Raw genomic sequence first — 26,179 nt, 5'->3', positions numbered from 1 at the left:
CGAGGCTCAATCCGCCTGCGCCTGTCTTTTCTACTCTGTCTGCTGTCCATGACTGCCTGAGTGTCGCATCGCCAAGCTGCCTTTATCACTATATCAGATGGAATACTCCGCTCAACCCCAGTTCAGATAACAGTCATCTGCTTGATTTTCAGATTCTTTTTGCAGACTATATCTCCTATATTTTAACACAGAGCCGCCAAACAATCAATCAGAAGAATCTCACACAATCCCTATAACACAATCCCTATCAACATTCAGCTCAAATAATGCTTCATGCTTTTTAACGCACTCTTCTCCAGCCGTGACACCTGCGCCTGCGAAATATGGATTTCTTCGGCAACCTCTGTCTGGGTCTTTCCCTCAAAAAAGCGCATATCAATAATGCGGCGTTCCCGGTCCGGCAGGCGCTGCATCGCCTCCCCCAGCGACAGATCCTCGACCCAATGTTCCTCTGAATTTTTCTTGTCACTGAGCTGATCCATCACGTAGAGCGGATCGCCGCCGTCCGTATAGACCGGTTCGTACAGGCTGACCGGGCTCTGGATAGCATCGAGCGCATACGCAATCTCCTCTTTGCTGACTCCCAATTCTTTGGCAATCTCGCAGAGTGTCGGCTCCTTTGACTGCTTTTTCAGCAGATTTTCACGGGTATAGATCGCTTTGTATGCCGTATCGCGGAGCGACCGGCTGACCCGGATTGAATTGTTATCCCTCAAATACCGTTTCACCTCCCCCAGAATCATCGGAACCGCATACGTCGAAAAACGGACATTCTGGGTAATATCAAAATTATCAATCGCCTTGATGAGGCCGATACAGCCAATCTGGAACAGATCGTCCACATTTTCCCGGCTGCCCGAAAAGCGCTGTATTACACTGAGCACCAGCCGCAGATTCCCCTTGATATACTGTTCTCTTGCCTCCCGATCGCCCTTTAGAATCCGGCGAAACAGTTCTTCTTTCTCCTCATTACTTAAAAGAGGCAGCTTGGATGTATTGACCCCGCAGATTTCCACTTTATAGACCGGCATTTCCATTCCCTCCGTATGATGGACGATCAACGCAAACGGTTGAATCGTTTTGATTTTTGTTTTGTCACCTATACATTAGAATGGACAATTCAAAGCTCATTTATACCCGGACAAATGAGAACCGTTTTCACTCATTCCAATTTCTTGCCTTTTCTGCCGTTCCATAGTAAAATATATTTTCAGGGGTTTTACGATCAATATTATTTATAGAAAATAGAATTCAACCACAAGGAGATCCATTCATGAACACACAAAAAAAAGCCCGTTCCCTCTACTGGGATATCGTAAAGGGATGGGGCATTATTGCGATCGTGCTGGGGCATACCGGATATTTCGCCGGTGCGTTCGTCTATCTGTTCCACCTGGCACTGTTCTTCTTTATCACAGGCTATTTTTATAATGAAACGAAATACGGGGATACGCCGTTTCTCTACTTCGGCTCCCGTCTCGCCGGTGCATGGCCCAGGTATATGTTCTACACGCTGTTTTTTGTCCTGCTTCACAACTTTTTTGTAACGCACAGGCTCTATGCGGGACAGGAACTTTACAACCATACCAGAATGCTTACGGCATGGATGAGCAGTCTTTCCTTCAACTCCCCGGAACAGGTTCAGGGTGCCCTCTGGTTTCTGCCGGTCTGGCTGGTGTCCTCCGGACTCTTTGCCGGATGCGTCTGGTTTGGACGCGCAGCTGCCCGCTTCGCCCGGAAAGATAATGTCAAGCTTCCTGTATGTGCATTTGCATGCATCCTGATTGGCCTTGCCGGTGTCTTCTTAAATATGAGAAGCTGCCCGCTCCCTTACAATCTGCAGGCGGCGCTGCTCGTTGTTCCGGTCTATCTCATCGCCTGGCTGATGCAGCAGTTTTTCTCCAATTTCCGCCACTATACGGTCTGGTACGGCTGCCTGATAAGCGCCCTGCTTCTGCACCTGACGAACACAAAGCTTCACATTTTCATCGATCTGGCAAGCATGCACATTCCGGGCGTCTTATTTTATCCGATCTCCATCATTGGAATTTACTTCGTCCTTTCGCTCTCTGACCTGTCCGAGCGCATCAGACCGCTGGCAAAGGTCCTTGCCTTTTTAGGACGCCATTCCTTTGACATTATGGCGATTCATTTCACGCTGTTCAAGCTGATCGATTTTGCCTATGCCCGCTTCATTTTGAAGGAAATACCGGAAACGCTTTCCAACTTCCCGGTCTCCTTCCGCTATGAAATGGGTCCGTTTTACATCCTGATCGGTCTGTTTCTTCCAGCACTTATCGGCTGGTATATAGACCGCATTGCTGCGAAATTTCTTTTTTGAGGCGTTTCATAATCTTCTTTTCCAGCCTCGATATGTATGACTGCGAGATACCCAGAAGGTCGGCAACCTCCTTCTGGGTCATTTCATCTTCCTGCTCTCTCCCCAGACCAAAGCGCAGCTTCACGATTTTCTGTTCCCGCGGATTCAGGCGGTCGATCGCCGCATTCAACAGTTTCCGCTCTGTCTCATCCTCCAGATCCCGGTAAATAATATCCTCATCCGTTCCCAAAATATCCGACAGAAGCAATTCATTTCCATCCCAGTCCACATTCAACGGCTCATCGATCGAAACCTCGAGCTTCGTCTTATTATTTCTCCGGAGATACATCAGAATCTCATTTTCAATACAACGGGATGCATAGGTCGCCAGCTTAATATTTTTATCTACGTCAAACGTGTTGATCGCCTTGATAAGACCGATCGTCCCGATCGAAATCAGATCTTCCACGCCCACGCTGGTGTTGTCAAACTTTCTTGCTATGTAGACCACCAGGCGCAGGTTGTGTTCGATCAGCGCCGAACGCGCCTCTTTATCCTCACTGGTTCCAAATTTTCTTAAAACCTCCGCCTCCCGCACACTGTCAAACGGTGCCGGAAGGATATCGGTTCCCCCGATATAATGAACTTCCCCGTCCCGGTGCATCAGAAATGACCGGAACGACGGCATCATTTTTAAACGAAACTGACCTGGAACTGAAACTTTTATAAACATACGCTTTCCCCCTTATGTTGTTCGCTATGGTTCAGACCATAACGGCTGTTTTTCTTCACAACCAATATTTTTCATTGAGCAGCATCTGATACTCGCCCTTCTGCGACAGCGCCTCCTGTGAAATGGCAATCCACGGCTTCTCAATCACCCGCATACCGCCCTGACCGGACACTTCCATCCGCTCCGCCTGATATGCCGGAATCACGCCGCCGCCCTTTCCGACACTCCGAAATGGGATGTATTGGACACCGTCCTCCCAGGAAAAAAATCTCTCTGCCACACACGCATCCAGCACCTGCACCGGACGCCCCGAAAGCGGCATCGTCAGATGGTTGCCTGTGTCGAGAATCGCCTGCACATGCCGCTCCCTGCCTTTGTTAAAAAGCGTTACCGCGTACTGGTGTTCCAACTTCATACACCGCTGCATACCAAACCGCCACACCGCAGATGGAATCAGAAAACTCCCCCCCGCGGTAAACAGCCAGAACAGAAGATTCACCCGTATTCCAAGCGGCTGAACCAGTTCCATGCAGCCAGCCGCCAGCATAGATGCTATGTAAAGCCCGATCGCGGCTTCTGCCGCCTCCGACTTCCTACGGATGGAAAATGCCGTCCATGCCATCAGCACGCTCATCGTGGCGCTTAGGAGCATCCGCCCGGCATATCCCAGCGGAACCGGAGCTAACACCATTCCTAACGCATACACGGCTCCCAGAAGACTCCCTGCCAACCGCCCATACCGGCGTTCCGGCAGACGCAGGCAATTCTTCACCACCGACAGAAGCAGGAAATCCGCTGCCAGATTTTGCAGCAGGATGACATCCGCATACACACGATAGGTCACTGTCTCTTCCCACCTTTCTGTCCGACACGGGATATTATAAGAAAAAAGTTCCGCAAAATTTGTCAAACCGAGGGCGCAAAACGCCTGTTTTGATCGCCAAAAATCGGGGGAAAAACGTAAAATTTGAATAGATTCGACATAAGTCGAAGGTCTGAATCGACGATAAAAAAGAATGTGCCTTTTTGTGTAATAGGGGATTCCAAGGTATTTCCTATTACACAAAAAAACACGCATCAGAAATTTTCACTTCTAATGCGTGTCTCTTCCAAAAACAACTGCTTCTGTATATATTTTGTATTTTTGCTAAAGCAAGAGCAGTTCATCTCTCACTCTTATATTATTTCTTATTTCTCAGAAAATCCGGAATATTGATCTGTGTTTCCTGGCGCATCGGGCGGAACGGCTGTGCCGGTGCCGACTGCGGTGCTTCCTTCGGAGCGACTGGCTGTGCCGGTGCTGCTGCAGATGGTGCACGGAAGGTCGGTGCCTTGTAGGTCGGCTGCGCTGCCGCTGCAGTCTGTGCTGCCGGCTGAGCGTATGTATTGCCAGTCGTCTTTGCCTTGAACGGAGTCTTGAACTCAGTCATCGCTTTTGCGACCGGTGTGTTCACACCGTGGGAATCCAGTCCAGTCGCAATAACAGTGATCGTCGCCTCATCCTGTGCATTCTCATCGTACATCGCACCGAAGATGATATTGGCATCGTCGCCTGCAAGCTCCTGTACATAGCTGGCTGCGTCATTTGCCTCGATCAGGCTGATATCGCCGGAAATATTGATGATAACGTGGCTTGCACCCTCGATGGTTGTCTCAAGCAGCGGGCTGGATACAGCCTGCTTAACAGCCTCAAGTGCTTTGTCATCACCCTTCGCATGACCGATACCGATATGAGCGATACCCTTGTCCACCATAACGGTCTGAACATCTGCAAAGTCAAGATTGATAAGACCCGGAACATTGATCAGGTCGGTAATACCCTGTACTGCCTGCTGAAGAACCTCATCTGCTTTCTTCAGTGCATCCGGCATCGTGGTACGGCGGTCTACGATCTCAAGAAGTTTATCATTCGGGATAACGATCAGAGTATCGACAGCTGCTTTCAGTTTTTCGATACCATTGAGCGCGTTGCTCATACGGGTCTTTGCCTCGAAACGGAACGGCTTTGTGACAACGCCGACCGTCAGGATGCCCATATCTTTTGCGATACGTGCAATAACCGGAGCTGCACCTGTACCGGTACCGCCGCCCATACCTGCGGTAACGAATACCATATCTGCACCCTTGAGAGCCTGTGCCAGCTCTTCCTGGCTTTCCTCAGCTGCTTTCTCACCGATCTCCGGCTTTGCGCCTGCACCAAGTCCCTTGGTCAGCTTCTCACCAATCTGCATAGCTGTGGACGCCTTGCAGAACTGCAGTGCCTGCTTATCTGTATTGATACCGATAAATTCTACACCGGCAATATCTTCATCGATCATACGGTTGACAGCGTTGTTACCGGCTCCGCCGACACCTACTACTATAATTCTGGCAGAGTTCTCTGCTTCATTTATCTTTATCTCTAACAAGATACTTCCTCCTTCATTTTCCCATCTGTTCCGGTTTTATCATCTTTATACTAAAATTAGGGTCTTTTAAATCTAGCCTACCTAATACTATATTTGATTTTCAGCAAAAAATCAATCGTTTCTTTTATAAATTTTCAATAAACCAGTCACAATGTTACTGTTCACGCATACGTGCCAGTAACGGATTTTGCCGATTCTTCCTAGTTTTTATCAAACCGGTACATCGGATTTGCATTCGATTCATCGTAGCTGTCCAGATAGAGGGTTCCGGACAGATCCGGATAATCCCGCAGAATATCCGTCAGCTCCGAAAGTTTCCCGTTCATCTCACTGTTGCTTCCCAGCTCAACCTTCAAGCTCCTGATTTGAAGCGTCGCTTCCTTTTCCTTATTAAAACGGATCTCGTCCACCGCAACCTCGTTGACCGACAGCACCTGCGTCAGGTTCAGAATCTCGTTGAAAACGCTGATATCCTCGACCGGCAGCGGCTGATGCAGCACGATATGTCCAAAGGAAAGTCCGGCAATCTTCGGCACACCCGGCAATGTCTCGCTTGTGCTCTCCACAATGATGCCGTCCTTGTCAAAATACATCCGGCTGTTCATGTAGGAAACGTAACCAACCACACTCTTCTCGTAGACGATCACCTCCACGTCCGACGGGCTGCGGAACACCAGCTTGTAATCCTGCACGAACGGAATTGACTTGTGCGGCCGGAAGCGGTACTGCAGATAGCAGAACACCGGATTCCGGCTCAGCCGCGAATCGAAAATAGACGCCTCTATCTGCTCTGCCGTATATTGCCGGTTTCCACTGACATGGATTGTATTGATCTGAAGCAGCGACAGACCGACAAAAAACGCGGCTGCCACAAGAAGTGCTGCCGCCGTGATCCAGATATGTTTTTTCCCACGGCGGCGCCATACCTTTTCCTCTGTCTTTTTTTCAATCTGTATCTTCTCTATCTCCATCATCCTCCCGGCGCCGGATCTCTGCTCCTAATGCCCGCAAGTCCCGGCAAATATCTTCATATCCCCGCTCAATATGTTCACATTCTGATACTCTGGTCCATCCGTCCGCCCCCAGGGCTGCCACCGTCAGGGCTGCACCGCCCCGCAGATCACGGGCACGCACCAAAGCTCCCCGCAAGGTTTCCACTCCGTCAATCCGAGCAATGTTCCCGCTGCATTCGATGTTCGCCCCCATTTTTTGAAGCTCCGCCGCTGTGCCAAACCGGTTTTCAAATACAGTCTCCCGCAGCATACTGGTTCCATCTGCCCGTGACAGCGCCGCCATCAAAAACGGCTGCAGATCGGTCGGAAACGCCGGATACGGTCCGGTTTTCACCGATACCGCCCGCAGGCGCTGTCCGCTGTGTACATATATAAGTTCCGGTTCCTGATAAAGCGAAACGCCCATATGCTCCAGCACCCCGGTCAATGCACGCAGCTCTTGTGTCTGCACGCCGTCCACGATCACCTCACCGCTGCAGGACGCAGCGGCAAGAAGATAGGTCCCGGCTACGATCCGGTCGCCGCCGATCACAAACCGGCTGTCATGGAGCGGCAATCCGCCTTCTATGATCAGCGCATCCGTCCCGATCCCCCGGATCGATGCCCCCATACCATTTAGGAAATGGCACAGCTGTCCAATCTCCGGTTCCCGCGCGCATCCCCGCAGAACCGTCCGCCCCACCGCTGCCACAGCGGCAAACAGGGCATTTTCCACCGCGCCGACACTCGGAAACGGAAAAATAATCTCTGCCCCGCGAAGTCCCGTTGTCTGTGCATGCAGGAAGCCGTCCGGCTCCGATTCCCGTATTTCCGCGCCCAGCGCACGGAGTGCCCGCAAATGCCAGTCGATTGGACGTTTTCCGATCATACATCCGCCGGGGCTGTAGACCCCCGCCTCGCAAAAGCGTCCCAGGAGCGCTCCCAAAAGCATAATGGACGAGCGCATTTTCCCCATCGCTTTCTGCTCGATCCGCCAGCCATTTATCTTTGAAGTATCGATTTCCAGACGGTTTCCGTGCAACGCACACCGGCATCCCAGAGAATCAAGAATCCCCATCATACAGAACACATCCTGTATTCTGGGGACATTTTCAAGCACGGTAATTCCGCGGTTTAACACCGACGCCGCCATCATCGGCAAAACTGCATTTTTCGACCCCTGCACCGTGAGTCCGCCCTGAATCCGGCACGGTCCGTGAATCTCGATGAAAGCCAAACAATCCCCTCCCACCGGCATCTATGTATTATTATATGCCAACGAGAGAAAATGGTTCTCATTTTCTATATTTCCCGAAGTAAATATGTAACTCCGCCAAATATTCCTACTGCTCCAGCTTAATCTGGTTCGAGACGCTTAACACCATCCCCATCTCCAGCATCAGGAACATGACGGACGTACCTCCGTAACTGATAAACGGCAGCGTAACACCCGTGTTCGGGATCGTATTCGTAACAACCGCGATATTTAAGATAACCTGAATCGCGATGTGCGCCATCACGCCGATCACGATCATCGCACCCATCAGATCCGGTGCATTTCCAGCAATTACCATGAAGCGGTAAATCATAAACATGAAAATCAGAATGACCGAAATCGCGCCAAACAGACCTAATTCCTCACAGATAATCGAAAAAATCATATCATTCTGCGCCTCCGGCACGAAACCGAGCTTCTGAAGACTCTCGCCCAGTCCCTTTCCAAACAGACCGCCGGAACCGATCGCGTACAGACCCTGGAGCACCTGATAACCGCCGGAACGTGCATACTGCACCGGGTTGACCCAGACATTGATTCGTCCCAGCTGATAATCCTTCAGGATATGGAGCTTTACCAGCAGATGCCCTATATAGGGGGCGACCGCCAGAAGTCCGACGCCGCCTCCGATGCAGAGAAAAAACGGCCATTTGATCTTGCACGCCACAAACAGCATCACAAACACGATGCCGCAGATGATGATACCAGAACTTAAGTTGTTCGCCGTAACTAAAAGTGCCAGCGGCGCCGACAGCGCCACGATAAATCCGACTGCCCGCAGCTGGTTGATCCGCACGCCCAGATTGGCAATCAGAACCGCCAGAAGCAGAATCAGGGAAATCTTGACAATCTCGGTCGGCTGGAACTGGAGCGGTCCTAGGCGCAGCCAGCGCTTCTTACCATGCGATGCCACGCCCAGAGGTGTAAAACGCGTCAGAAGCAGCGTCACGTATGAAGCGATATATCCCAGCATCGCAAACCGCGCAAACCAGTGATAATCTATCTTGGAGACGATATACATCGCAACAAAGCTGACACCCGCGATGCCCGCCTGACGAAGCATAAAATATCCCGGATTGCCGTAATCAAGCTGCGCCTTATAGGAGCTCGCGCTGTAAATCATGATCAGTCCGAATACCGTCAGGAAAATGATGGTAAACAGCAGACTGTAATCATAAAACCGATGTGGTTTTTTCTTTTTAATTTTTCCCGGTTCCGGCATACTTCCACTCCCCTGCTTTTTGTTGTTACAGTTTCGAAATTCTGCCTGTAAACGGCAGTTTTTCCTTCAAATCAGGGCTGCCGCAGACAAATGCCGGCTGCGACAGCCCCCCTTAAATACCTTAAGCCTTTATTCGTTACTGTTCACGCATACGTGTCCAGTAACCTTTATTCTTCCAATACCGAATTGCTGCGTGCTTTGCACTCCGCAATTCTCAAAAGTCACAATTCCTCCTGCAAGCAATCTTGCGTCGGATTTCCGACCTTTGAACCTTGGTATTACAAATTTCTCACAAACTCTTTGAATTTGCGTCCGCGCTCTTCAAAGTTCTTGAACTGCCCCCAGCTTGCACATGCCGGTGAAAGCAGGACGTTATCGCCCGGATTTGCGTAGGATGCACATACCTGTACAGCCTCCTGCAGATCTTCCGCGTACATGATATCATTGAAGCCGTGGCGTTTTGCACACTCGGCAATCTTGTCGCGGGTCTGGCCGATCAGCACCAGATAGCGTACCTTTCCGCCAAAGCTCTCGATCCACTCGTCAAACTCGGAATGCTTATCATATCCGCCTGCAATTAATAAGGTCGGTCCCGGCATCGCCTTGATCGCCTGCATCGCTGCATCCGGGTTGGTTCCCTTGGAATCGTTGTAGTATTTGACGCCGAAACGCTCGGTTACGAACTCAATGCGGTGTTCAACTGCCTTGAATTCCTTGATCACCTTCTGGATCTTCTCCAGCGGAACGCCCATGTTCATACTGATAGCAACCGCTGCCATAACATTTTCATGGTTATGACGGCCAAGTAGCTTCAGATCGTGGATATTGACAATCACGGTCTCTTTCTCGCCGTCGTTGTATACAATCTCATCCTCTTTCAGGTAGAAACCTTGTTTCAGGGTACGCAGACTGGAAAAATATACCACCTTGATGTCTTTTAAAGTCTCACCAAATTCACGCAGTACCGGATCCTCATAGTTCAGGACGCAGACATCGCCCTCTTTCTGGTTCTTGGTAATGCTCTCTTTCGTCTCGATGTAGCATTCCATCGTCTTATGACGATCCAGATGATCCGGGGTAATATTTAAAATAGCGCTTACATTCGGGTGGAAATCGGTCATGGTCTCCAGCATGAAGCTCGATACCTCTGCAACAGTTACGGTCTCATCCGTTGTCTCCAATGCATGGAATGCAAACGGCTCACCGATATTTCCAACTACAAATACGCTGTCATAGAATGACTTCATGATCTCGCCGGTCAGGGAAGTCGTCGTTGTCTTTCCGTTCGTGCCGGTAATGGCTGCCATACGTCCTTTGGCACAGTGATATGCAAGCTGCATCTCGCCCCAGATCGGAATACCGGTTTCACGAATCATCTCTACAAACGGTGCATCGGTCGGGATGCCCGGGCTTAAAATTGCCAGCTCCACGCCTAACAAATCCGTCTTTTTCAGCTCTCCGAGGACGAACGTGATCGTCGCGCCTTCGTCAAATTTCTTTTTCAGCTCCTCTGGATCCAGTTTTTCATTGCCATCGTAAAGCACTACCTCTCCGCCTTTTGAGAGAAGGAGCTTTGCAGCTGCAATACCGCTGATACCTGTTCCTGCTACTAATACTTTCTGACTCATAATCTTCCTCCTATAATCCTAAGTATGCTATAAGGCAAAGGATTGCCGTAATAATCGAAAATACGCCTACGACCCTGGTCTCAGACCATCCGCAGAGCTCGAAATGATGATGGATCGGCGCCATCTTGAAAAAGCGCTTTCCGCCCGTCTTCTTAAAATAGGTTACCTGAATAATAACAGATAATACTTCCACCAGATAAATCAGACCCACGATCGCGATAAAGATCGGCATCTGCATCATAAAGGCACTGGAAGCGACAAAACCGCCGAGTGCCAGTGAACCGGTATCGCCCATAAACACACGCGCCGGATAGACATTGAACAGAAGAAAGCCCAGAAGACTTCCAACTACTGCGCCGGTAATCGGGCTAATGCCGCTGTTCTCCCCGATCGCCACGATCGTAAAGAACGTTGCTACCAGAATCGTCACACTGGTGCACAGGCCGTCCAGACCATCTGTGAAGTTCACGCCATTGTCAGTTCCCAGAATGATGAAGAACAGTGCCGGTACAAACAGCCAGACCGGAAGCTGTAAATACTTGCCGGTAAATGGAATCAGCATCCCTGTTCCGATGTCCGGTGAGGTTACAATATAATAGGCAAAAATACCTGTGATCACAAACTGTCCGATCAGCTTCTGGATCGGATTTAAGCCCTCCGAACGTTTCATCACGATCTTGATGTAATCGTCCAGAAATCCAACCACGCCGAATCCAACGGTCATAAACAGCACCGGAATGATCTTCGGATAATCCCGGATATAGAGCAGAGACGTAATGATGATGCTGGAAAGAATTACCAGACCGCCCATCGTCGGGGTTCCCTGCTTTTTCAGATGCGTCTGCGGTCCGTCATCGCGCACCTGCTGTCCGAATTTCAACCTGTGGAGAAACGGTATCACGATCGGGCACAGCACTGCGCTGACCACAAATGCGATGATAACCGCCAGTATTGTTTCATTTACCATGTCACACCTCTAACTTATCTTCCTATGTATACAGAGATAGTTCCTCAAATTATACACTTCAATAGTATACGTCTTTTTAGGGGAATAATCAACCTCTTTTCTCCACCCCCAGATACGGCAAAATGACCTCAAACAGATCGCGGATCACCGGGGCGGCAATCGTCCCGCCATAGTAGATTCCTTCCGGTTCATCGATGGTGATGAGCGCGATCACCTGCGGATCGTCCGCCGGTGCAAACCCTAAAAATGAGGAAATATATTTTTTCCGGCTCCTTGGAAGTTTCTCCGAGGTTGCCGTCTTTCCGCCGATCCGGTAGCCCTCGATCCGGGCGTTTTTTCCACTCCCCTCCGCCACCACCTGTTCCAGAATATAACGCAGCGTCTCACTCGTCTGCTCCGATAAGATTCTCTCCCCTTTTGGATAGGCAAACACGTGGACTGCCTGACCATCTGCCCGCACGGCGCGGATACCGATGTGCGGTGTGATGCGCGTGCCTCCGTTGATCAGGGAGGACGCCGTTGTAATGAGCTGGATCGGCGTGATCTGAAACGACTGCCCAAAAGAGACGGTCGCCAGCTCCACCGGTCCGATCTGATCCGGCTGGTGCATGATCGTCCCCGCCTCACCCGGCAGATCAATCCCAGTCTTTCCCAGCAGACCAAACTGCTTAAAATACTGATAGTACCGCTCCGGTCCCAGCCGCTGCCCGACATCGATCAGAACAGGATTGCAGGAATTCATCATTCCCTGTAAAAACGTCTCCCCGCCGTGTCCGCCCACCTTGTGACACCGAATCTTCCGATCTTCCACGATCCGAAATCCCGGGCAGGAAAACTGGTCAGTCAGGTTGACCACGCCCGCCTCCAGTCCCGCAGCGGCAGTCACAATTTTGAATGTAGATCCCGGTTCGTATGTATCATTTAAACAGGGATTGCGCCACATCTGATTGAGGAGAGCTTGTTTATTTTGCGCTGATGCTGCGTGTGACTGCACTTCATTCTTCCAGGATATGTCTTCTTCTGTTTCTGAATCTTCGTTTTTTTTATCTGTCACCAGCTCAAACGGCTCATTCAATGAAAACTCCGGTGCATTTACCATTGCATAGATTTCCCCGTTCTTCGGGTTCATCACGATGATCGAGACGCGGTTCGCATTCTTTTTCTGCATCGTCTGGTACGCCGCCTGTTCCGCGTACATCTGGATATTGACATCCAGACTCGCCTGCAGATCCCGCCCTGCCTCCGGCTCGATGCGATCCTCCGCCTCATTTTCCAGCTCGATCCCCGCCGCGTCCGTGAGCGTCAGGATCTTGCCATCCGTGCCCTTTAAATACTTCTCATACTGTACTTCCAGACCGATGATCCCCTGATTATCTCCCCCGGTGAATCCCAGCACTTTCGATGCCAGACGTCCATATGGATAATATCGTTTATAGTCCTCATCCACCTTGACCCCCTCCAGGCGCATTGCCCGGATCGCATCGCCCCGCGTTTTCTCTACATTGGACTGGATCACCTCCCTGGAAGATCGCTTTTCCGTCTTTTTCCGCACCTCCGCCTCCGGAAGTCCCAGTTCTTCGCTTAAAACCCGGATAACTGTCTCCGGATCTTTTACCTGATTATGAATCACTGAGATAGTACACACAGTCCGGTTATCAGCAATCACCGTTCCGTTCCGGTCAAGGATCCGCCCGCGCGGCGCTTTGATACTGCGCTCCCGCTGATGCAGCTCCTCCGCCATCTGGCTGTAATAATCCGCTTTATACAGCATGAGGAAGAACAGTCTCCCCGCCAATCCTGCCATGCACAGGCAGATGGCGGCGCACAAAAAGACAGTTCTTCCTCTGTGATGCGTCCGGTTCCGATTCATACTGCTTCCTGTCTGATCTCATTGCTACAGTATATCATAAGAACCGTTTCTTTATTCTGTATTTTCGTTACTGTTCACACACGTGTGCCCAGCAACGGGATTTTGCCGATGCTACGCATTCCAAATCGGCAAAATCTGCTGCCAGAACTGTATCGTACGGATTTTTCAGTTCAGAAAATTCCTACCTGTGAACAGTTACTCATTATCCGCTGTTCCGGTGTCTCTGCCCGTTCCAGCCGTTTCACCGTTTCCAACCGCCGCCGATTCATCCTGCACATTTCCCATCGTATCCGGATAGCTGTACTCGTCTCCGGAATCGATAAATTCCTCATCGTAGTTCGCCCAGCCGCCCTCCGGAGCCGGAGTCGTCTCTGCCGGTGTTTCAGCTGCATTCGGATCCTCGGTCGCTGTGCCGCTTATAATGCCTTCTTCCTGGCTGGAAAGATTGGTCTCGAGATCCTGTGCCGCGCCGCCTGCCGGGAATACATTCTTATATGGAAGGACTTCCGCCATGATCTTGCTGAAAATCTCGCTGGCAAAAGTCGAATGTGCCTGCTGCTCGCCCGGCAGATGCGGAGTATCTACTACCACATAGCAGAGCACCTGCGGATTGTATGCCGGTGCATATCCGATAAAGGAAACCAGATAATTCTTCTCCGCACGCGGCTGCTTCTGCGCCGTACCTGTCTTACCAGCCACTTCGTAACCGGCAACTGCCGCCGCGCCCGCGGTACCGCCATCACCTGATACTGTCTGGTAAAGCGCATTATTAATGAAGTTCGAGGTCGATTCCGAAACCGTCTCTCGCACCAGATTTGGGGAAACGGATTTGACAACGGATCCTTCGTCGTTCAGAATCTCTTTTACCACATGCGGCTCATAATAGGAACCGCCGTTGATTAAGGACGCATATCCGGCTGCCATCTGCACCATCGTACAGTTATAGTTCTGTCCAAATGCGTTGGTCGCCAGAGAAGCCGGATCCATATTGGACGCCTGATAAATCAGACCGGACGCCTCGCCCGGAAGGTCGATGCCCGTCTTCCCGCCAAATCCGAAAATCTTCTGATACTGGACAAACTTCTCTTTTCCCTCCAGTGATACAATACGCATCATAACGACGTTGCAGGATTTCATCAATCCCTGTGTGATCGTCAGCGGTCCGTGACCGGCTCGGGCAACACACCGGATATCCCAGTCTCCGAAATGCAGTTTTCCGCCGCACTCAAAGACCTCGTTTCCGGAAATCGCGCCTTCCTCGATCGCCCCGGCTACCGTAAATGCTTTCTGTGGAGAACCCGGCTCATAGGAGTCGCTCACGCAGAAGTTTCTCCACATTTTATACCACGCCTCGGACTTCGTCTTTTCATCCATCGCCTGGATTTCCTCATCCGTATAGTAGGTGCTTAAATTGTACGGATCATTCAGATTGTAACGGGTCGTCGTATCCATCGCCAGGATCTCACCGCTGTTCGGATCCATGACGATCGCCGCCGCCAGATTACTTCCAATGCCCGCCTGCCACTCATCCAGATATTTCTGGACAATCTTCTGGATGTTGACGTCGATCGTCAACTCCAGCGTCTTTCCGTTCTGCGCCGGTTTTACCGTTCGCTCGACGTTCGAATCGCCGTTTAAATAACCATACTCACGACCGCTCACACCGTTCAGGATATCATTATAATACTGTTCAACACCGCCGGATGCATTGCCATCCTTGAGGGCAAAACCAACCACATTGCATGCCAGCTCATTGTACGGATACGTTCTCTTATATTCTTCCTCGAACCATACGCCCGTGATACGCTGGTTGCCGCCTTCCTCCGTCGGCAGCGCCCGGTATTCCTTGTTCTTGTCCTTCTCATAAGTCTCAAACTTCTCTTTGTCTTCCGCTGGAAGCTGTTTCGCATAGATCACATACTGGCTGTCTTTTTTCTCCTCGATCATCGCCTGCAGCTCGTCCCGCTTGTAACCGAAGCACTCCACCAGCGCGTCCAGCGTGGCATCGAGATACTGGTAGTTCTCCTCCGTATCCAGAATCTGCTTCGGATCGACGACCAGATTGTAAACTTTCTCGCTAATCGCCAGATACGTCCCGTTCCGGTCGATAATATTGCCGCGCTTGTAGGGAATCGTGCGGCTCTCATAGTCCTGATGGCTCAGGACTATCTGATTGTACGACTCGCCCTTACTTTTTACCAGATTATAAAGCACCAGCACCAATGCAAACAAAGCCAGCATAATTACCAGGACGGTAATTGCCAGCTTTTCCTGCATATATTTCCGAAAGGTCTGTCTGCCGTTAGTGTTTTGGGATGTCCTCATACTGTCTTACATACTCGCTTTCCGTCTTGTCATATAAAAGAATCTGATCCTTATTTGCATATACCATGCCGAGCTCTTCGGTCGCCACTTTATATACATGATCCAGATCCACATACGTGTCAATCCGGGTCTGAAGTGCATCATTCTCGGACTTCAGGTTCTCCAGTTTCAGCTCCAGATCCTCAATGTGGTTGATACGGGTCGTGATCGACGCCTGCTTATGCAGATAATTCATACATAAAACCAGCGTGATCAGCGCAGCGATGGTCAGCGCCAGCACATACGGTCCGTTCATGTAAAGTGCCTTTTCCTGGTTGCGGCGCACGGCGTGTTTATGCCGGTACTCCTCTCTCTCATCTCTTTCTGGTCTTATCTCCACGGTTCTCTGAACTTTTCGCACGGTATTACCGTCCACATACGTGGAGGCCGATACATGTTGTCTCCTTCTGACAGACATAACGTTCCCTCCCTGCTCTTTCGCTTTTTCTCTCTTTTATCTCCCCCGCACCTGAAACGATCTCTGTTCTGCGGTGCAGTTATGCTTTTGTTTATGATTTTTCAAATACCCGGAGCTTTGCGCTCTTGGAACGCGGGTTTTCTTCCATCTCCTGATCGGTCGGAAGAATCGGTTTTCTTGTAATCACCCGGCCGCGGCTTTTGCGTCCACAGACACAGACCGGAAAATCCGGCGGGCAGATGCATGGATTTTCATTCGTCCGGAAACGGTTCTTTACGATTCTATCTTCCAGGGAATGGAACGTAATGATCGAAAGCCGTCCGCCCGGTGCCAGGCGCTCAATCATCGTATCGATCGAATCTTCCAGCACATCCAGTTCCCGGTTTAACTCGATCCGGATCGCCTGAAACGTACGCTTTGCCGGATGACCGCCGGTCGCCCGGACCTTTGCCGGAATCGATGCCCGGATGATCTCCGTCAGCTCGCCTGTCGTCTCAATCTCTTTTTTCTGTCGTGCCTGAACGATGTGTTTTGCAATATTCTTCGCAAACCGATCCTCACCGTAGTCCCGGATGATCCGGTACAGTTCCATCTCACTGTAGGTATTGACGATGTCCTTCGCGGTCTGCTCATTTCTCTGATCCATCCGCATATCCAGCGGCGCATCGTCCTCGCGATAGGTAAATCCCCGTTCCGCTGTGTCAAGCTGGAAGGAAGAAACACCCAGATCCAGATAAATTCCATCCACCTGCGGAATCTCCAGCTCATCTAACACCTGTGCAATCCGCTCATAATTGCTCCGCACAACGGTTATCTTATCTCCAAAGGGAGCCAGACGTTCTGACGCAGCCGCAATCGCGTCAGCATCCTGATCAATCCCGATCAGGCGTCCGCCGTCTCCCAGCCGTGCCGCTACCTCGCTCGCGTGACCGCCGCCTCCCAGTGTCCCATCCACATAGATACCCTGGGGCTTTACACAGAGACTGTCAACCGTCTCATTTAATAATACTGATTTGTGATTAAATATCATATGCCAAGGCCTTCCATATTTTCTGCAATCTCTTCCATGTCATCATAGACATTCTTCTCCGCCCAGGTCGCCTTGTTCCAGATCTCGATCCGGCTTCCGACGCCGACCAGAACAACCTCCTTCTCGAGTCCTGCAAAATCCCGCAGAACCGAAGGAAGCAGGATTCGTCCCTGACGATCCACCTCACACGCCGAGGCACCTGCCAGAAAGAAACGGGAGAATTTTCTGGCATTCTGATTGGTAAGTGGGAGTGCCTGTAACTTCTCTTCGAACTTTTTCCACTCGGTGTTATCGTACACAAAAAGACAGCCATCCAACCCCTTTGTCACCACAAATTCGTCTCCAAGCTGTTCCCTGAACTTCGACGGAACGATCAAACGTCCCTTCGCATCGATTGTATGATTGTATTCTCCCATGAACATATCAATCACCCGTCATCCGATGTGTACCACTTTTGTGTCCCGAAAATCTATTTCGTTCCACTTTTCACCACTTTCTACCACTTGTTATGTTTATTTTAGTACATGCCCATCAAAATGGCAAGGTCTAAATCGAAAAAAAATCAGAAAACTCAGGCACCGGTTCTTTTTCCGAACACATGTACCTGAGTTTTCTGTACTTATCTATATTTGTTTCTATTTCCACTCTTATTTTATAGCGCCGTCTCCAGCCCTCTTTCAGTCTCCGTCTCCAGCCCGATATACTGATTTAAGAGTTTGTCAAGCTCCACACTGTAGTGATAAATTGTGTCATATGCTGCCTTTGTGTCAATATTTTGATTCAGCTGCTGTCTTGCCCGTTCAATCTTTTGAACTAATTCTTCTCTCATATCCGCCATCCTATGCATTCTCCTTTTCTATTCTCTAGTGCCATTCCTCCTTACTTCACTGTCATTTTACGTCTTCCACCAGCAAAAAGCAAACTATTTCGACCGATTAAATTCGACAAAAAACGACGTTTGTTACTGTTCACACACGTGTGCCCAGCAACGGGATTTTGCCGATGCTACGCATTCCAAATCGGCAAAATCTGCTGCCGGAACTGTATCGTACGGAATTTTCAGTTCAGAAAATTCCTACCTGTGAACAGCAACCGGCGTTTGCATATAACAATAGAGCAGGATCCCGAAGAATCCCACCCTACTATATAAATACATTATTCAGAATAAACCTATTTCACGCCAAAGATAGCCATGAATGTACCTGCTGCTACGGCAGTACCGATAACACCAGCTACGTTCGGTCCCATTGCGTGCATCAGAAGGAAGTTGCTCGGATCTGCCTCAGAACCAACCTTCTGGGATACACGTGCTGCCATCGGAACTGCAGATACACCTGCGGAACCAATCAGCGGGTTTACCTTACCATGAGTTACCTTGCACATAATCTTACCGAAGATAACACCTGCTGCAGTACCCAGAGCGAATGCAATCAGACCCAGAACTACGATCTTGATGGTATCCAGGTTTAAGAAAGCCTCTGCACTGGTAGTAGCACCTACGGAAGTACCCAGGAAGATAACGACGATGTACATCAGGGCGTTGGAAGCAGTCTCTGTCAGCTGCTTAACAACACCAGACTCACGGAACAGGTTACCAAGCATAAGCATACCAACCAGCGGAGCAGTTGTCGGCAGAATCATGCAGACAACGATTGTAACAACAACCGGGAACAGAATCTTCTCCAGTTTGGATACCGGACGAAGCTGCTCCATACGGATCTCTCTCTCCTCTTTGGTGGTAAGGAGTTTCATGATCGGCGGCTGGATAATCGGAACCAGAGCCATGTAGGAGTAAGCTGCTACGGCAATCGGTCCCATCAGACCTGTCTGACCAAGTTTACCTGCCAGGAAGATAGAGGTCGGGCCGTCTGCACCACCGATGATGGAGATAGCAGCCGCAGCCTTATCGTTGAATCCCATGAAGATAGCCATGAAGTAAGCGCCGTAGATACCGAACTGAGCAGCTGCACCGAGCAGGAAGCTCTTCGGGTTAGCGATCAGCGGACCGAAGTCTGTCATCGCACCGACACCCATGAAGATGAGGGATGGTAAGATACTCCACTCATCCAGTAAATAAAAGTAATGTAAAAGTCCACCAACTCCGTTCGATGAGTCTTCAATCGATCTCATAATATCCGGATAGATATTAACAAGCAGCATACCAAAGGAAATAGGAAGAAGCAGTAACGGCTCGAATCCTTTTCCGATTGCCAGATACAGGAAAATCAGCGCTACGAAAATCATAACGATATTTCCAAATGTCAGGTTTAAGAATGCTGTCTGCTGAAGAAGATTGGACAATGTAGTTGTTATATATTCCATATTAATTCCTCCAAACGGAATAACATATCCCGTATTTTTTCAGCCAGTTTTATAAAAATTAGATTAGTTTAATGTAGCAAGAACTGCGCCCGGTTCTACCATATCGCCTACTGCAACATTAACACTGGCAACGGTACCGTCCTGAGGAGCTACGATCTCGTTCTCCATCTTCATAGCTTCCAGAAGCAGGATAACCTGACCACGTTTTACAGCTGTGCCAGCTGCTGCCTTAATACCAAGGATCTTACCTGGCATCGGGGATGTGATGGTTACGCCGCCTGCTGCCGGTGCTGCTGCTGGAGCCGGAGCTGCTGCCGGTGCTGGAGCTGCTGCTGGAGCCGGAGCTGCTGCGCCTGCAAATCCTTCTTCTACGGTTACCTGATATGCTGTACCATTTACGGTGATAGTATAATTCTTCATTTTAAATTCCTCCAAATTTTATCGATGATTATTTACGTGTAATGGAGCGGATATTTACGCTGTCTGCCGGTACGCCGGTTGCTGCTGCGATCGCTGCAGTGATAACTGCTACCAGTTCTCCATCGTTTGCCGCATTGCCTGCTGCTGGTGCTGCGGTACGTGCCGGCGCTGCTGCCGGTGCTGCAGTCTGTACAGGTGCCGGTGCTGCTGCCGGTGCCTCTGCTCCTGCTTTTTTAGCCTTTACATTTGCCTCAATCTCGTTAACCTTCTTGAAGCTGCTGATAATTAAGCTGATGAAAATCAGTACCAGGAATACGGTACCCATACCCATCAGGGTATTTAATGCTGCCTTCTCCATCTTCTCACCGAAGCTGTAGTTTACAACAAAGGATAACTCGGTCGGTACCAGAGAAGTACCGCCGTAGCTGCTTACGCTCTCCTCAGCGGTCAGGGAGAAAGTCAAGTCTCTCTTCTCAAAGGAAGCCTGAACAACTGCTGTGTAGCTGTCATCATCGGCGCGCTCTACGGTCACGCTCTGAATCTCACCCATCTTGCCTAAATCGTCCTTAGAACTGGTCCAGGAAGAAATTGCAGACTCAATGACTGTGTTTTTCTGCTTCTCAGCCTGTTTCAGCTGTGCTGCCAGATCTTCGTCACTGTAGCTGGCGAACTGCTCCAGATAGCTCTTAGCGCCATCGCTCATGGTCTGCTCGATCTCCGGAGAAATCGGCTCTACCGCTTCTTCAGAAGCGCTACCACAGGCGGACAGAGCGAAAAAGCAGACTGCCATGCAAAGTACAAGCAGCATTCTTTTCATATTCTGTTTCATAAATGTGTCACCTCGTAATTAGATCGTTCCATGCTTTGACGGACGTCCCTCTTTCTTCGTGAATCATATCCTGACAGCATCCATGTTTCTTTCATGGCGCCATCCGTGATACTTCCCACCTATCTGTGTTTGCAGGTGTTTTTGCAAAATTTCCAGAGCTTGTCATCCACTCCGGGAATTCTCCATCTGACACGCTGCGGCAGCAGAGGATTGTACAATCTCCTCTGCATACATAAATGGCATGCACTTCCGTCTATGCGAATCCGACTTTAATAGCCATGCATACATAAACATCTGTACCACTGACTTGTTATTCGATTCTCACATAAGCGCTGTCCGGTGCCTGACTGATGACAAACACTGCCCTCATCCCTGTTTCCGGAAATGATTCCGGCAGCCAGCCGCACTGACATCCCTTTTTTAGCACTACAACTCCGCCGACGGTTCTGATTATATAATCATTATACAATATGTAAAAACACGCTGCTTCCATGCAGTACTAAATCCGGAATCTGCATTCTCCGACCTTTCCCTGCCTGCGTCTCCGCGTAGCTACCTGCCTGCGAACCACTGCTTTCACAGTTTCCTGCTGACAAACGCCCCCGCTTTCGCACTACTTCTGTGCCCGCCATCCCGATTCTGCGCTTTTGCCGATATAACGCATACCGAGGCTCTTCCTAATTTGCAGCCAGAAGAGCCTCGCATCTTTCGTCAAATCCGCACCGGAACAGCCGCAGCTTATCTTGCACATACAGTTGATATAGCAGTTTGAAACGTCATGTTATGCCAGATTACTTATGCTGGTTTCCTCCATCCCATAAGCAAGTCCATTTTTTTGCCTGTTTAACATTGTATAATGAGGTCGGCAAAAAAGCAAGTTATTTCCGTTCGAATTTGTTTACTTTTTCATTTTTTTAACTGAATCAGCTCCAATATCTGGGTACTGGTTCAAATCATATTTATATTATACCCCTGCCGGACCGGACGGCTGCACCGGTGACTGGCTTCCAGTTATCGGAGTCTGTCCATCCGTCGAACCGCCATTTCCCGCCGCATTCTCCTCCGGCAGAACTACCGTGCAGCTTCCGTCTGCCGCTGCCTGCCAGGTATTTCCATCCATCTCGAACGTAATACCTGCATACATCGCGCCGCTGGCATCCAGGTAATATTTCTTACCGCCAAGATCCAGCCAGCCGGTCCGCATCACGCCGGACTCATTCATGTAATACCACTTTCCGCCGACTGCCTGCCAGCCCGTCGTCATGGCGCCGGAGCCGTCAAAGTAATACCAGCTTCCGCCCAGGTTCTGCCAGCCCGCCTGCATCGCGCCGGATGCGTTCAGATAATATTTCTTGCCGCCTGTCTCCAGCCAGCCGGTCTGCATCAGACCATTGTCCGCCATGAAATACCAGCTTCCATCGACCGCACGCCAGCCCGTCGCCTGTTCGCCAGATGCGTCAAAGTAACGCCAGCCGCCGTCCAGCGTCTTCCAGCCGGTAATCATATGACCGTCCGCCTCCAGATAATACTTTTTGCCCGAAAGCTCCAGCCATCCTTTAGACGGATTGCCCGCCGCATTCATATAGTACCAATTCTGACCATCGTTGATCCACGCCGCTTTCTGCATCACATGGTTCTGATAATAGTAACGGTTCCCCGCGATCGTCCGCCAGGTATTGCCCGGAATGATCTGCGTATAATCTTTATACAGATAATCAATATCCACATTGCCGTTCACGCCCTTGACCGAACCGGTGTTGGACGCCTGCCACATCGAGGTCTTTGAATATGTATACTTCTGCTGGTATTTTGCCACCCATATATCATACGAAATCTTCGACATATCGATCTTATTGGCAATCCAGTATTCATTTGCATAGACCATCGGATAATATCCTGCATCCTGAATCCGCTTACAGAACGCGTTGATCACATCGCTGACCTGAGACTGCGTCAGGGTTCCCAGCGTATTAGCATCCTCGGCATCAAAGACAACCGGGAAGGAGATAGGATAATCCTTGATAAGATTCAGGACAAAATCCGCCTCCTGCTGCGCCATTTCGACCGAAGTCGCATACGAATAAATGTACGCGCCCAGCCGCAGCCCTGCCTGGCTCGCATTTGCCGCGTTCATAGCGAAAAACGGATCCACATTACCACGGAACCGGGTTGCCAGCATCGCAAACTGTACATTATCCGATGCCACCTGGCTCCAATTTACATTCTGCTGCCAGTAAGACACATCCACGCCGCGCGCAATCGCACCGATCCCCTCATTCTCCGTCACCCGGTACACGCCAAGCCCCGATGTGACCGCGCTCACACTCCCATTAGAAACAGAAGTCGAACCGCCAGAGCTGCCTGTACTTCCCGAATTGGAGCTGCCCGAACCGCCGCCCGGCCCCGCATTCGAGGATGACGATGTAAGAGAAGAATCTCCCGCCGGTCCTGCCAGCGCTGTCATCGGCTGAAAGCACAGCGCTGCTGCCAGCATGCCAGCCGCTGCCCGTGAAAGCACACGCGCGCGCCCCGTCCTTTTTTTGTTCGCTCTATTCCGATTCATGCCAAAAAACCTCCTTGATTATCCTTTTATTCCTGTTGTCTGTTCACCATTTTATATACATTTCCCCGCCTGATCCGGCGGGGGCATATGCGAAACAGATATGGTTCATCCACACACTGTGTAACCAACAGCAGGACTTTCCCTATTATGATCTAGTTTAACAGATACTCCCCATCCACTTCAATAGAGAAACTTTAAATAAAATCTGTCAAATTTATTACAGAATGCTTCCCTTTCTGCTAAAAGAATGAAGCCGTCCATGCCAAAAACAGGATTTTCAAGCAGAAAAACACAATAATGCCGGAACAAAGCTTTCCCCCGTTCCGGCATTTCATTTTTGCATATTCAGTTTTCCGCAAAATTCCACTTTTCTTTATTCCTGCAAAGGAACTTCTGTTCTCCTGAAAGATTTTTTCCTATTTCCGATTCCGGTTCATCAGGCGGATAATGTACAGAAACAGGTTGATAAAATCGAGATACAGCTGCAGCGCTGAGAATACCGATGCTTTCTGAAGCAGCTCCGGATCCGCGGAGAAAATCTGGTAATTATCCCGGATCTTGGTTGTATCATAAGCGGTAAAGCCTAAGAATACCACGATACCGGCATAGCAGAGCACTGTCTCAAAGCTGCCTAGATTTAAAAACATTGAAAGCAGACCAAAGAGAATCAGAAACAGCAGTCCGCCAACGAGCAATGGACGGATTCCGCTCAAGTCCAGCTTGAAGATCAGGCTGACGCCCGCCATCATTCCGAAGAACAGCGCGGTCGCCGCAAATACAAACACCATCTCCACAACACCGAAGATCAGGAAATACATCGAGAAAACAACGCCGTTTAAAGCTGCATAGAATAGAAACAGCCCTCTCGCCGCTCCCACCGATAACTTGTGAATCCGGGCACTCAGCCAGATCACCGTCAAAAGCTCCAGTCCCGTCAATGCGAGGGTCGCATACGGAACCTGAAATACATACAAAATCGCTCCCGTCACGTATCCGGCTAATGCGATGCCAAATGTCACAAGAAGCCCTGCAAACATCCATAAATATGTCTTCGCCACATACTGTCCCAGTGTCTCATGGCGTTCCCCCGCCATCTGCCAGGACTCATTCATTGGTTCATAGCCCATAATTCTGCCTCTCTTTCTGACCAGCGGCAAGTGCCTCTGCCCTCTGTTTCGAATCTCCGTTTTATCTGCCGCTTGCGCGGCATCCATCCAGGAAGAAACACTGTCACCTATCTTTTGTAACATAAGAATATCACACTTTCTGAAAAAAATCCAGTACCACCCCGTTTTGTCAATCATTTTCGAAACCATGCATAACTATTTACAGGTTATGAAGCTCCCGCCTCTTTTTCTTCCACGGAAGCGGCACATTCCATTTTTTCAGCGCACTGAAAAAATAATAATAAATATTAAAGAGAACCGTTGTGATCGTCCAGGTCAGCGGATAGCTGAATACCACTGTCAGGATATCCGGGCGGATCGGAACAGCGATCAGGATCCAGACAACCCGCAGGACGCACACGCCCAGCGCCGTCATAATCATCGGAATCCAGCAGTCTCCCACACCGCGAAGTGCGCCGGAATAAATCTCAATACAGAGGTATGTCACAAATGCCGGCACCAGGAAGTGAAGAATCTTCATGCCGATCGCAATTACCGCCGCATCCGTTGTGAACAACAGATAAATATAGCCGCCCGTCAGATACAGGATCGTGCTCAGCCCCACCGTGATAATACAGGAAATTCCCAGGCAGACGTACACGCTGCGTTTCACACGGTCCAGCCGCCCCGCGCCGTAATTTTGTCCGACAAAGGTCGTGATGGAGATCCCCAGCGCATTAATGATCATCCAGTAAGTGCTGTCGATCTTTCCATATGCAGCCCACGCCGCCACCGTGTCTGTTCCCAGTGCATTGACGCTGCTCTGGATCACGAGGTTGGAAAAGGAATACATAACCGACTGGAGTCCAGCCGGAAACCCAATCCGGATGATCCGCACCAGAATCACCGGTGTGATCCGCGTTTTCCGGATCTCAAACCGGTACGAGCCATCCGCACGCATCAGCGTTCCCAATACCAGACACGCACTGACCACCTGGGAAAGAATCGTCGCCACCGCCGCGCCACGCACGCCCATCCGAAGTCCTACTACAAACAACAGATCGAGCGCAATGTTTGTAAAACAGCTGATCACAAGGAAATAGAACGGTCTTTTGGAATCACCGATTGCCCGCAGGATTCCGGCACCCATATTATATAAGAGGTTCGCCGTGATTCCGACAAAATAAATGTGCAGATACCCGCTTGCATTGTCCATGATATCCTCCGGCGTCCCCATCAGGCGAAGCGCCGTGTCGGAAAAAAGGAGTCCGCCAACCGTCATAAGGATACCGCACAGCAGCGAAAAGGCAATCGCCGTGTGGACTGCCTCGCTGACCCGCTGACCGCGTCCCGCCCCGTAAAACTGGGCGATGATAACTGTCGCACCCGAAGAAAGTCCTACAAAAAAGCCAACCAGCAGGTTCGTAAGCATCGATGTGCTTCCGCCGACCGCCGCCAGCGCTTCCTTTCCGACAAAACGGCCTACTACCACCGCATCTGCCGTATTATAGAGCTGCTGAAAAAAAGTTCCAAATAAAATTGGGAAGAAAAATAGCAGAAGCTGTTTCCAGATCACTCCCTCTGTGATCGCATTTGCCCGGCCAGTCCCCCCGGTTTGTCTGACTCCCTCTTCCCGTCTGGTATCTTTCATCCAATCCACCCCCTCTTATGTTCTTTGTCTCTGTTTCCTGTATGCATCCTGCTCACAGAT

The 26,179-nt window shown here is 50.1% G+C and carries 22 protein-coding genes; 1 reads left to right on the top strand and 21 read right to left on the bottom strand.

The window, feature by feature from the left end; all coding sequences use genetic code 11:
- Window positions 1-254: 254 nt before the first annotated feature.
- Window positions 255-1,031: an RNA polymerase sporulation sigma factor SigG gene (sigG, locus tag C7U56_RS00420; protein WP_106999731.1), complete on the bottom strand. Its 777-nt coding sequence runs from the start codon at window positions 1,029-1,031 to the stop codon at window positions 255-257.
- A gap of 242 nt (window positions 1,032-1,273) precedes the next feature.
- Here sigG and C7U56_RS00415 point away from each other — a divergent pair, with 242 nt between their 5' ends.
- Complete coding sequence (locus tag C7U56_RS00415) at window positions 1,274-2,341, top strand: acyltransferase family protein (protein ID WP_106999730.1); 1,068 nt, start codon at window positions 1,274-1,276, stop codon at window positions 2,339-2,341.
- On the opposite strand, the gene sigE is transcribed toward C7U56_RS00415, so the two are convergent.
- From sigE to C7U56_RS00310, 20 genes are all read right to left on the bottom strand, one after another.
- Entirely contained in the window at window positions 2,295-3,053 is a 759-nt protein-coding gene (sigE, locus tag C7U56_RS00410; protein ID WP_106999729.1) for an RNA polymerase sporulation sigma factor SigE, read from the bottom strand. The genes C7U56_RS00415 and sigE overlap by 47 nt on opposite strands.
- A 55-nt stretch (window positions 3,054-3,108) precedes the next feature.
- Entirely contained in the window at window positions 3,109-3,897 is a 789-nt protein-coding gene (locus C7U56_RS00405; protein WP_181357137.1) for a sigma-E processing peptidase SpoIIGA, read from the bottom strand.
- Between the two features lie 337 nt (window positions 3,898-4,234).
- The gene (ftsZ, locus tag C7U56_RS00400) at window positions 4,235-5,461 is read right to left on the bottom strand and encodes a cell division protein FtsZ (RefSeq protein ID WP_022360220.1); all 1,227 of its coding nucleotides are present in this window, start codon (window positions 5,459-5,461) and stop codon (window positions 4,235-4,237) included.
- A 200-nt stretch (window positions 5,462-5,661) separates the two neighbouring features.
- Window positions 5,662-6,435: a cell division protein FtsQ/DivIB gene (locus tag C7U56_RS00395; RefSeq protein ID WP_233430135.1), complete on the bottom strand. Its 774-nt coding sequence runs from the start codon at window positions 6,433-6,435 to the stop codon at window positions 5,662-5,664.
- A complete protein-coding gene (murA, locus tag C7U56_RS00390) occupies window positions 6,407-7,690 on the bottom strand; it encodes a UDP-N-acetylglucosamine 1-carboxyvinyltransferase (protein ID WP_106999727.1) in 1,284 nt (427 codons plus the stop codon). The genes C7U56_RS00395 and murA overlap by 29 nt, the downstream gene beginning before the upstream one ends.
- A gap of 106 nt (window positions 7,691-7,796) precedes the next feature.
- Complete coding sequence (locus C7U56_RS00385; RefSeq protein WP_022360217.1) at window positions 7,797-8,951, bottom strand: FtsW/RodA/SpoVE family cell cycle protein; 1,155 nt, start codon at window positions 8,949-8,951, stop codon at window positions 7,797-7,799.
- A gap of 278 nt (window positions 8,952-9,229) precedes the next feature.
- A complete protein-coding gene (gene murD, locus C7U56_RS00380; protein ID WP_106999726.1) occupies window positions 9,230-10,579 on the bottom strand; it encodes a UDP-N-acetylmuramoyl-L-alanine--D-glutamate ligase in 1,350 nt (449 codons plus the stop codon).
- Between the two features lie 10 nt (window positions 10,580-10,589).
- Window positions 10,590-11,546 carry a phospho-N-acetylmuramoyl-pentapeptide-transferase gene (gene mraY / locus C7U56_RS00375; protein ID WP_022360215.1) on the bottom strand — a complete coding sequence of 319 codons (957 nt, stop codon included), beginning with the start codon at window positions 11,544-11,546 and terminating at the stop codon, window positions 10,590-10,592.
- An 88-nt stretch (window positions 11,547-11,634) separates the two neighbouring features.
- Entirely contained in the window at window positions 11,635-13,416 is a 1,782-nt protein-coding gene (locus C7U56_RS00370; protein ID WP_106999725.1) for a peptidoglycan D,D-transpeptidase FtsI family protein, read from the bottom strand.
- A gap of 195 nt (window positions 13,417-13,611) precedes the next feature.
- The gene (locus tag C7U56_RS00365; protein ID WP_233430134.1) at window positions 13,612-15,741 is read right to left on the bottom strand and encodes a peptidoglycan D,D-transpeptidase FtsI family protein; all 2,130 of its coding nucleotides are present in this window, start codon (window positions 15,739-15,741) and stop codon (window positions 13,612-13,614) included.
- Window positions 15,719-16,198 carry an FtsB/FtsL family cell division protein gene (locus C7U56_RS00360; protein ID WP_022360212.1) on the bottom strand — a complete coding sequence of 160 codons (480 nt, stop codon included), beginning with the start codon at window positions 16,196-16,198 and terminating at the stop codon, window positions 15,719-15,721. The genes C7U56_RS00365 and C7U56_RS00360 overlap by 23 nt, the downstream gene beginning before the upstream one ends.
- A gap of 91 nt (window positions 16,199-16,289) precedes the next feature.
- The gene (gene rsmH, locus C7U56_RS00355) at window positions 16,290-17,228 is read right to left on the bottom strand and encodes a 16S rRNA (cytosine(1402)-N(4))-methyltransferase RsmH (RefSeq protein ID WP_022360211.1); all 939 of its coding nucleotides are present in this window, start codon (window positions 17,226-17,228) and stop codon (window positions 16,290-16,292) included.
- Window positions 17,225-17,650 carry a division/cell wall cluster transcriptional repressor MraZ gene (mraZ, locus tag C7U56_RS00350; RefSeq protein ID WP_022360210.1) on the bottom strand — a complete coding sequence of 142 codons (426 nt, stop codon included), beginning with the start codon at window positions 17,648-17,650 and terminating at the stop codon, window positions 17,225-17,227. The genes rsmH and mraZ overlap by 4 nt, the downstream gene beginning before the upstream one ends.
- 230 nt (window positions 17,651-17,880) lie before the next feature.
- Complete coding sequence (locus tag C7U56_RS00345; RefSeq protein ID WP_233430133.1) at window positions 17,881-18,057, bottom strand: aspartyl-phosphate phosphatase Spo0E family protein; 177 nt, start codon at window positions 18,055-18,057, stop codon at window positions 17,881-17,883.
- Between the two features lie 341 nt (window positions 18,058-18,398).
- Complete coding sequence (locus C7U56_RS00340) at window positions 18,399-19,550, bottom strand: sodium ion-translocating decarboxylase subunit beta (protein ID WP_022360208.1); 1,152 nt, start codon at window positions 19,548-19,550, stop codon at window positions 18,399-18,401.
- Between the two features lie 63 nt (window positions 19,551-19,613).
- Window positions 19,614-19,970, bottom strand: a complete 357-nt coding sequence (locus C7U56_RS00335; RefSeq protein ID WP_106999722.1) for a biotin/lipoyl-containing protein — start codon at window positions 19,968-19,970, stop codon at window positions 19,614-19,616.
- 28 nt (window positions 19,971-19,998) lie between these two features.
- On the bottom strand, window positions 19,999-20,799 hold the full coding sequence (locus tag C7U56_RS00330) for an OadG family transporter subunit (protein WP_106999721.1): 801 nt from the start codon (window positions 20,797-20,799) through the stop codon (window positions 19,999-20,001).
- 964 nt (window positions 20,800-21,763) lie between these two features.
- Window positions 21,764-23,362: a GH25 family lysozyme gene (locus tag C7U56_RS00320; RefSeq protein ID WP_233430132.1), complete on the bottom strand. Its 1,599-nt coding sequence runs from the start codon at window positions 23,360-23,362 to the stop codon at window positions 21,764-21,766.
- 416 nt (window positions 23,363-23,778) lie between these two features.
- Window positions 23,779-24,489: a Bax inhibitor-1/YccA family protein gene (locus C7U56_RS00315; RefSeq protein WP_107000382.1), complete on the bottom strand. Its 711-nt coding sequence runs from the start codon at window positions 24,487-24,489 to the stop codon at window positions 23,779-23,781.
- Between the two features lie 199 nt (window positions 24,490-24,688).
- Window positions 24,689-26,119, bottom strand: coding sequence for an MATE family efflux transporter (locus tag C7U56_RS00310; RefSeq protein ID WP_106999719.1), 1,431 nt, complete (start codon window positions 26,117-26,119; stop codon window positions 24,689-24,691).
- Window positions 26,120-26,179: the final 60 nt, after the last annotated feature.

It is taken from the genome of Clostridium fessum, assembly GCF_003024715.1.
Classification (GTDB): domain Bacteria; phylum Bacillota; class Clostridia; order Lachnospirales; family Lachnospiraceae; genus Otoolea; species Otoolea fessa.
Note: the sequence above shows the minus strand (reverse complement) of the source record. Positions and strands in the feature narration are given on the sequence as shown.

Bases quoted from the DNA above. Each gene is read 5' to 3' on its own strand.
- sigG (WP_106999731.1), bottom strand. From the start codon at position 1,031: ATGCCGGTCTATAAAGTGGAAATCTGCGGGGTCAATACATCCAAGCTG.
- C7U56_RS00415 (WP_106999730.1), top strand. From the start codon at position 1,274: ATGAACACACAAAAAAAAGCCCGTTCCCTCTACTGGGATATCGTAAAG.
- sigE (WP_106999729.1), bottom strand. From the start codon at position 3,053: ATGTTTATAAAAGTTTCAGTTCCAGGTCAGTTTCGTTTAAAAATGATG.
- C7U56_RS00395 (WP_233430135.1), bottom strand. From the start codon at position 6,435: ATGATGGAGATAGAGAAGATACAGATTGAAAAAAAGACAGAGGAAAAG.
- C7U56_RS00385 (WP_022360217.1), bottom strand. From the start codon at position 8,951: ATGCCGGAACCGGGAAAAATTAAAAAGAAAAAACCACATCGGTTTTAT.
- murD (WP_106999726.1), bottom strand. From the start codon at position 10,579: ATGAGTCAGAAAGTATTAGTAGCAGGAACAGGTATCAGCGGTATTGCA.
- mraY (WP_022360215.1), bottom strand. From the start codon at position 11,546: ATGGTAAATGAAACAATACTGGCGGTTATCATCGCATTTGTGGTCAGC.
- C7U56_RS00370 (WP_106999725.1), bottom strand. From the start codon at position 13,416: ATGAATCGGAACCGGACGCATCACAGAGGAAGAACTGTCTTTTTGTGC.
- C7U56_RS00365 (WP_233430134.1), bottom strand. From the start codon at position 15,741: ATGAGGACATCCCAAAACACTAACGGCAGACAGACCTTTCGGAAATAT.
- C7U56_RS00360 (WP_022360212.1), bottom strand. From the start codon at position 16,198: ATGTCTGTCAGAAGGAGACAACATGTATCGGCCTCCACGTATGTGGAC.
- rsmH (WP_022360211.1), bottom strand. From the start codon at position 17,228: ATGATATTTAATCACAAATCAGTATTATTAAATGAGACGGTTGACAGT.
- mraZ (WP_022360210.1), bottom strand. From the start codon at position 17,650: ATGTTCATGGGAGAATACAATCATACAATCGATGCGAAGGGACGTTTG.
- C7U56_RS00345 (WP_233430133.1), bottom strand. From the start codon at position 18,057: ATGAGAGAAGAATTAGTTCAAAAGATTGAACGGGCAAGACAGCAGCTG.
- C7U56_RS00340 (WP_022360208.1), bottom strand. From the start codon at position 19,550: ATGGAATATATAACAACTACATTGTCCAATCTTCTTCAGCAGACAGCA.
- C7U56_RS00335 (WP_106999722.1), bottom strand. From the start codon at position 19,970: ATGAAGAATTATACTATCACCGTAAATGGTACAGCATATCAGGTAACC.
- C7U56_RS00330 (WP_106999721.1), bottom strand. From the start codon at position 20,799: ATGAAACAGAATATGAAAAGAATGCTGCTTGTACTTTGCATGGCAGTC.
- C7U56_RS00320 (WP_233430132.1), bottom strand. From the start codon at position 23,362: ATGAATCGGAATAGAGCGAACAAAAAAAGGACGGGGCGCGCGCGTGTG.
- C7U56_RS00315 (WP_107000382.1), bottom strand. From the start codon at position 24,489: ATGGGCTATGAACCAATGAATGAGTCCTGGCAGATGGCGGGGGAACGC.
- C7U56_RS00310 (WP_106999719.1), bottom strand. From the start codon at position 26,119: ATGAAAGATACCAGACGGGAAGAGGGAGTCAGACAAACCGGGGGGACT.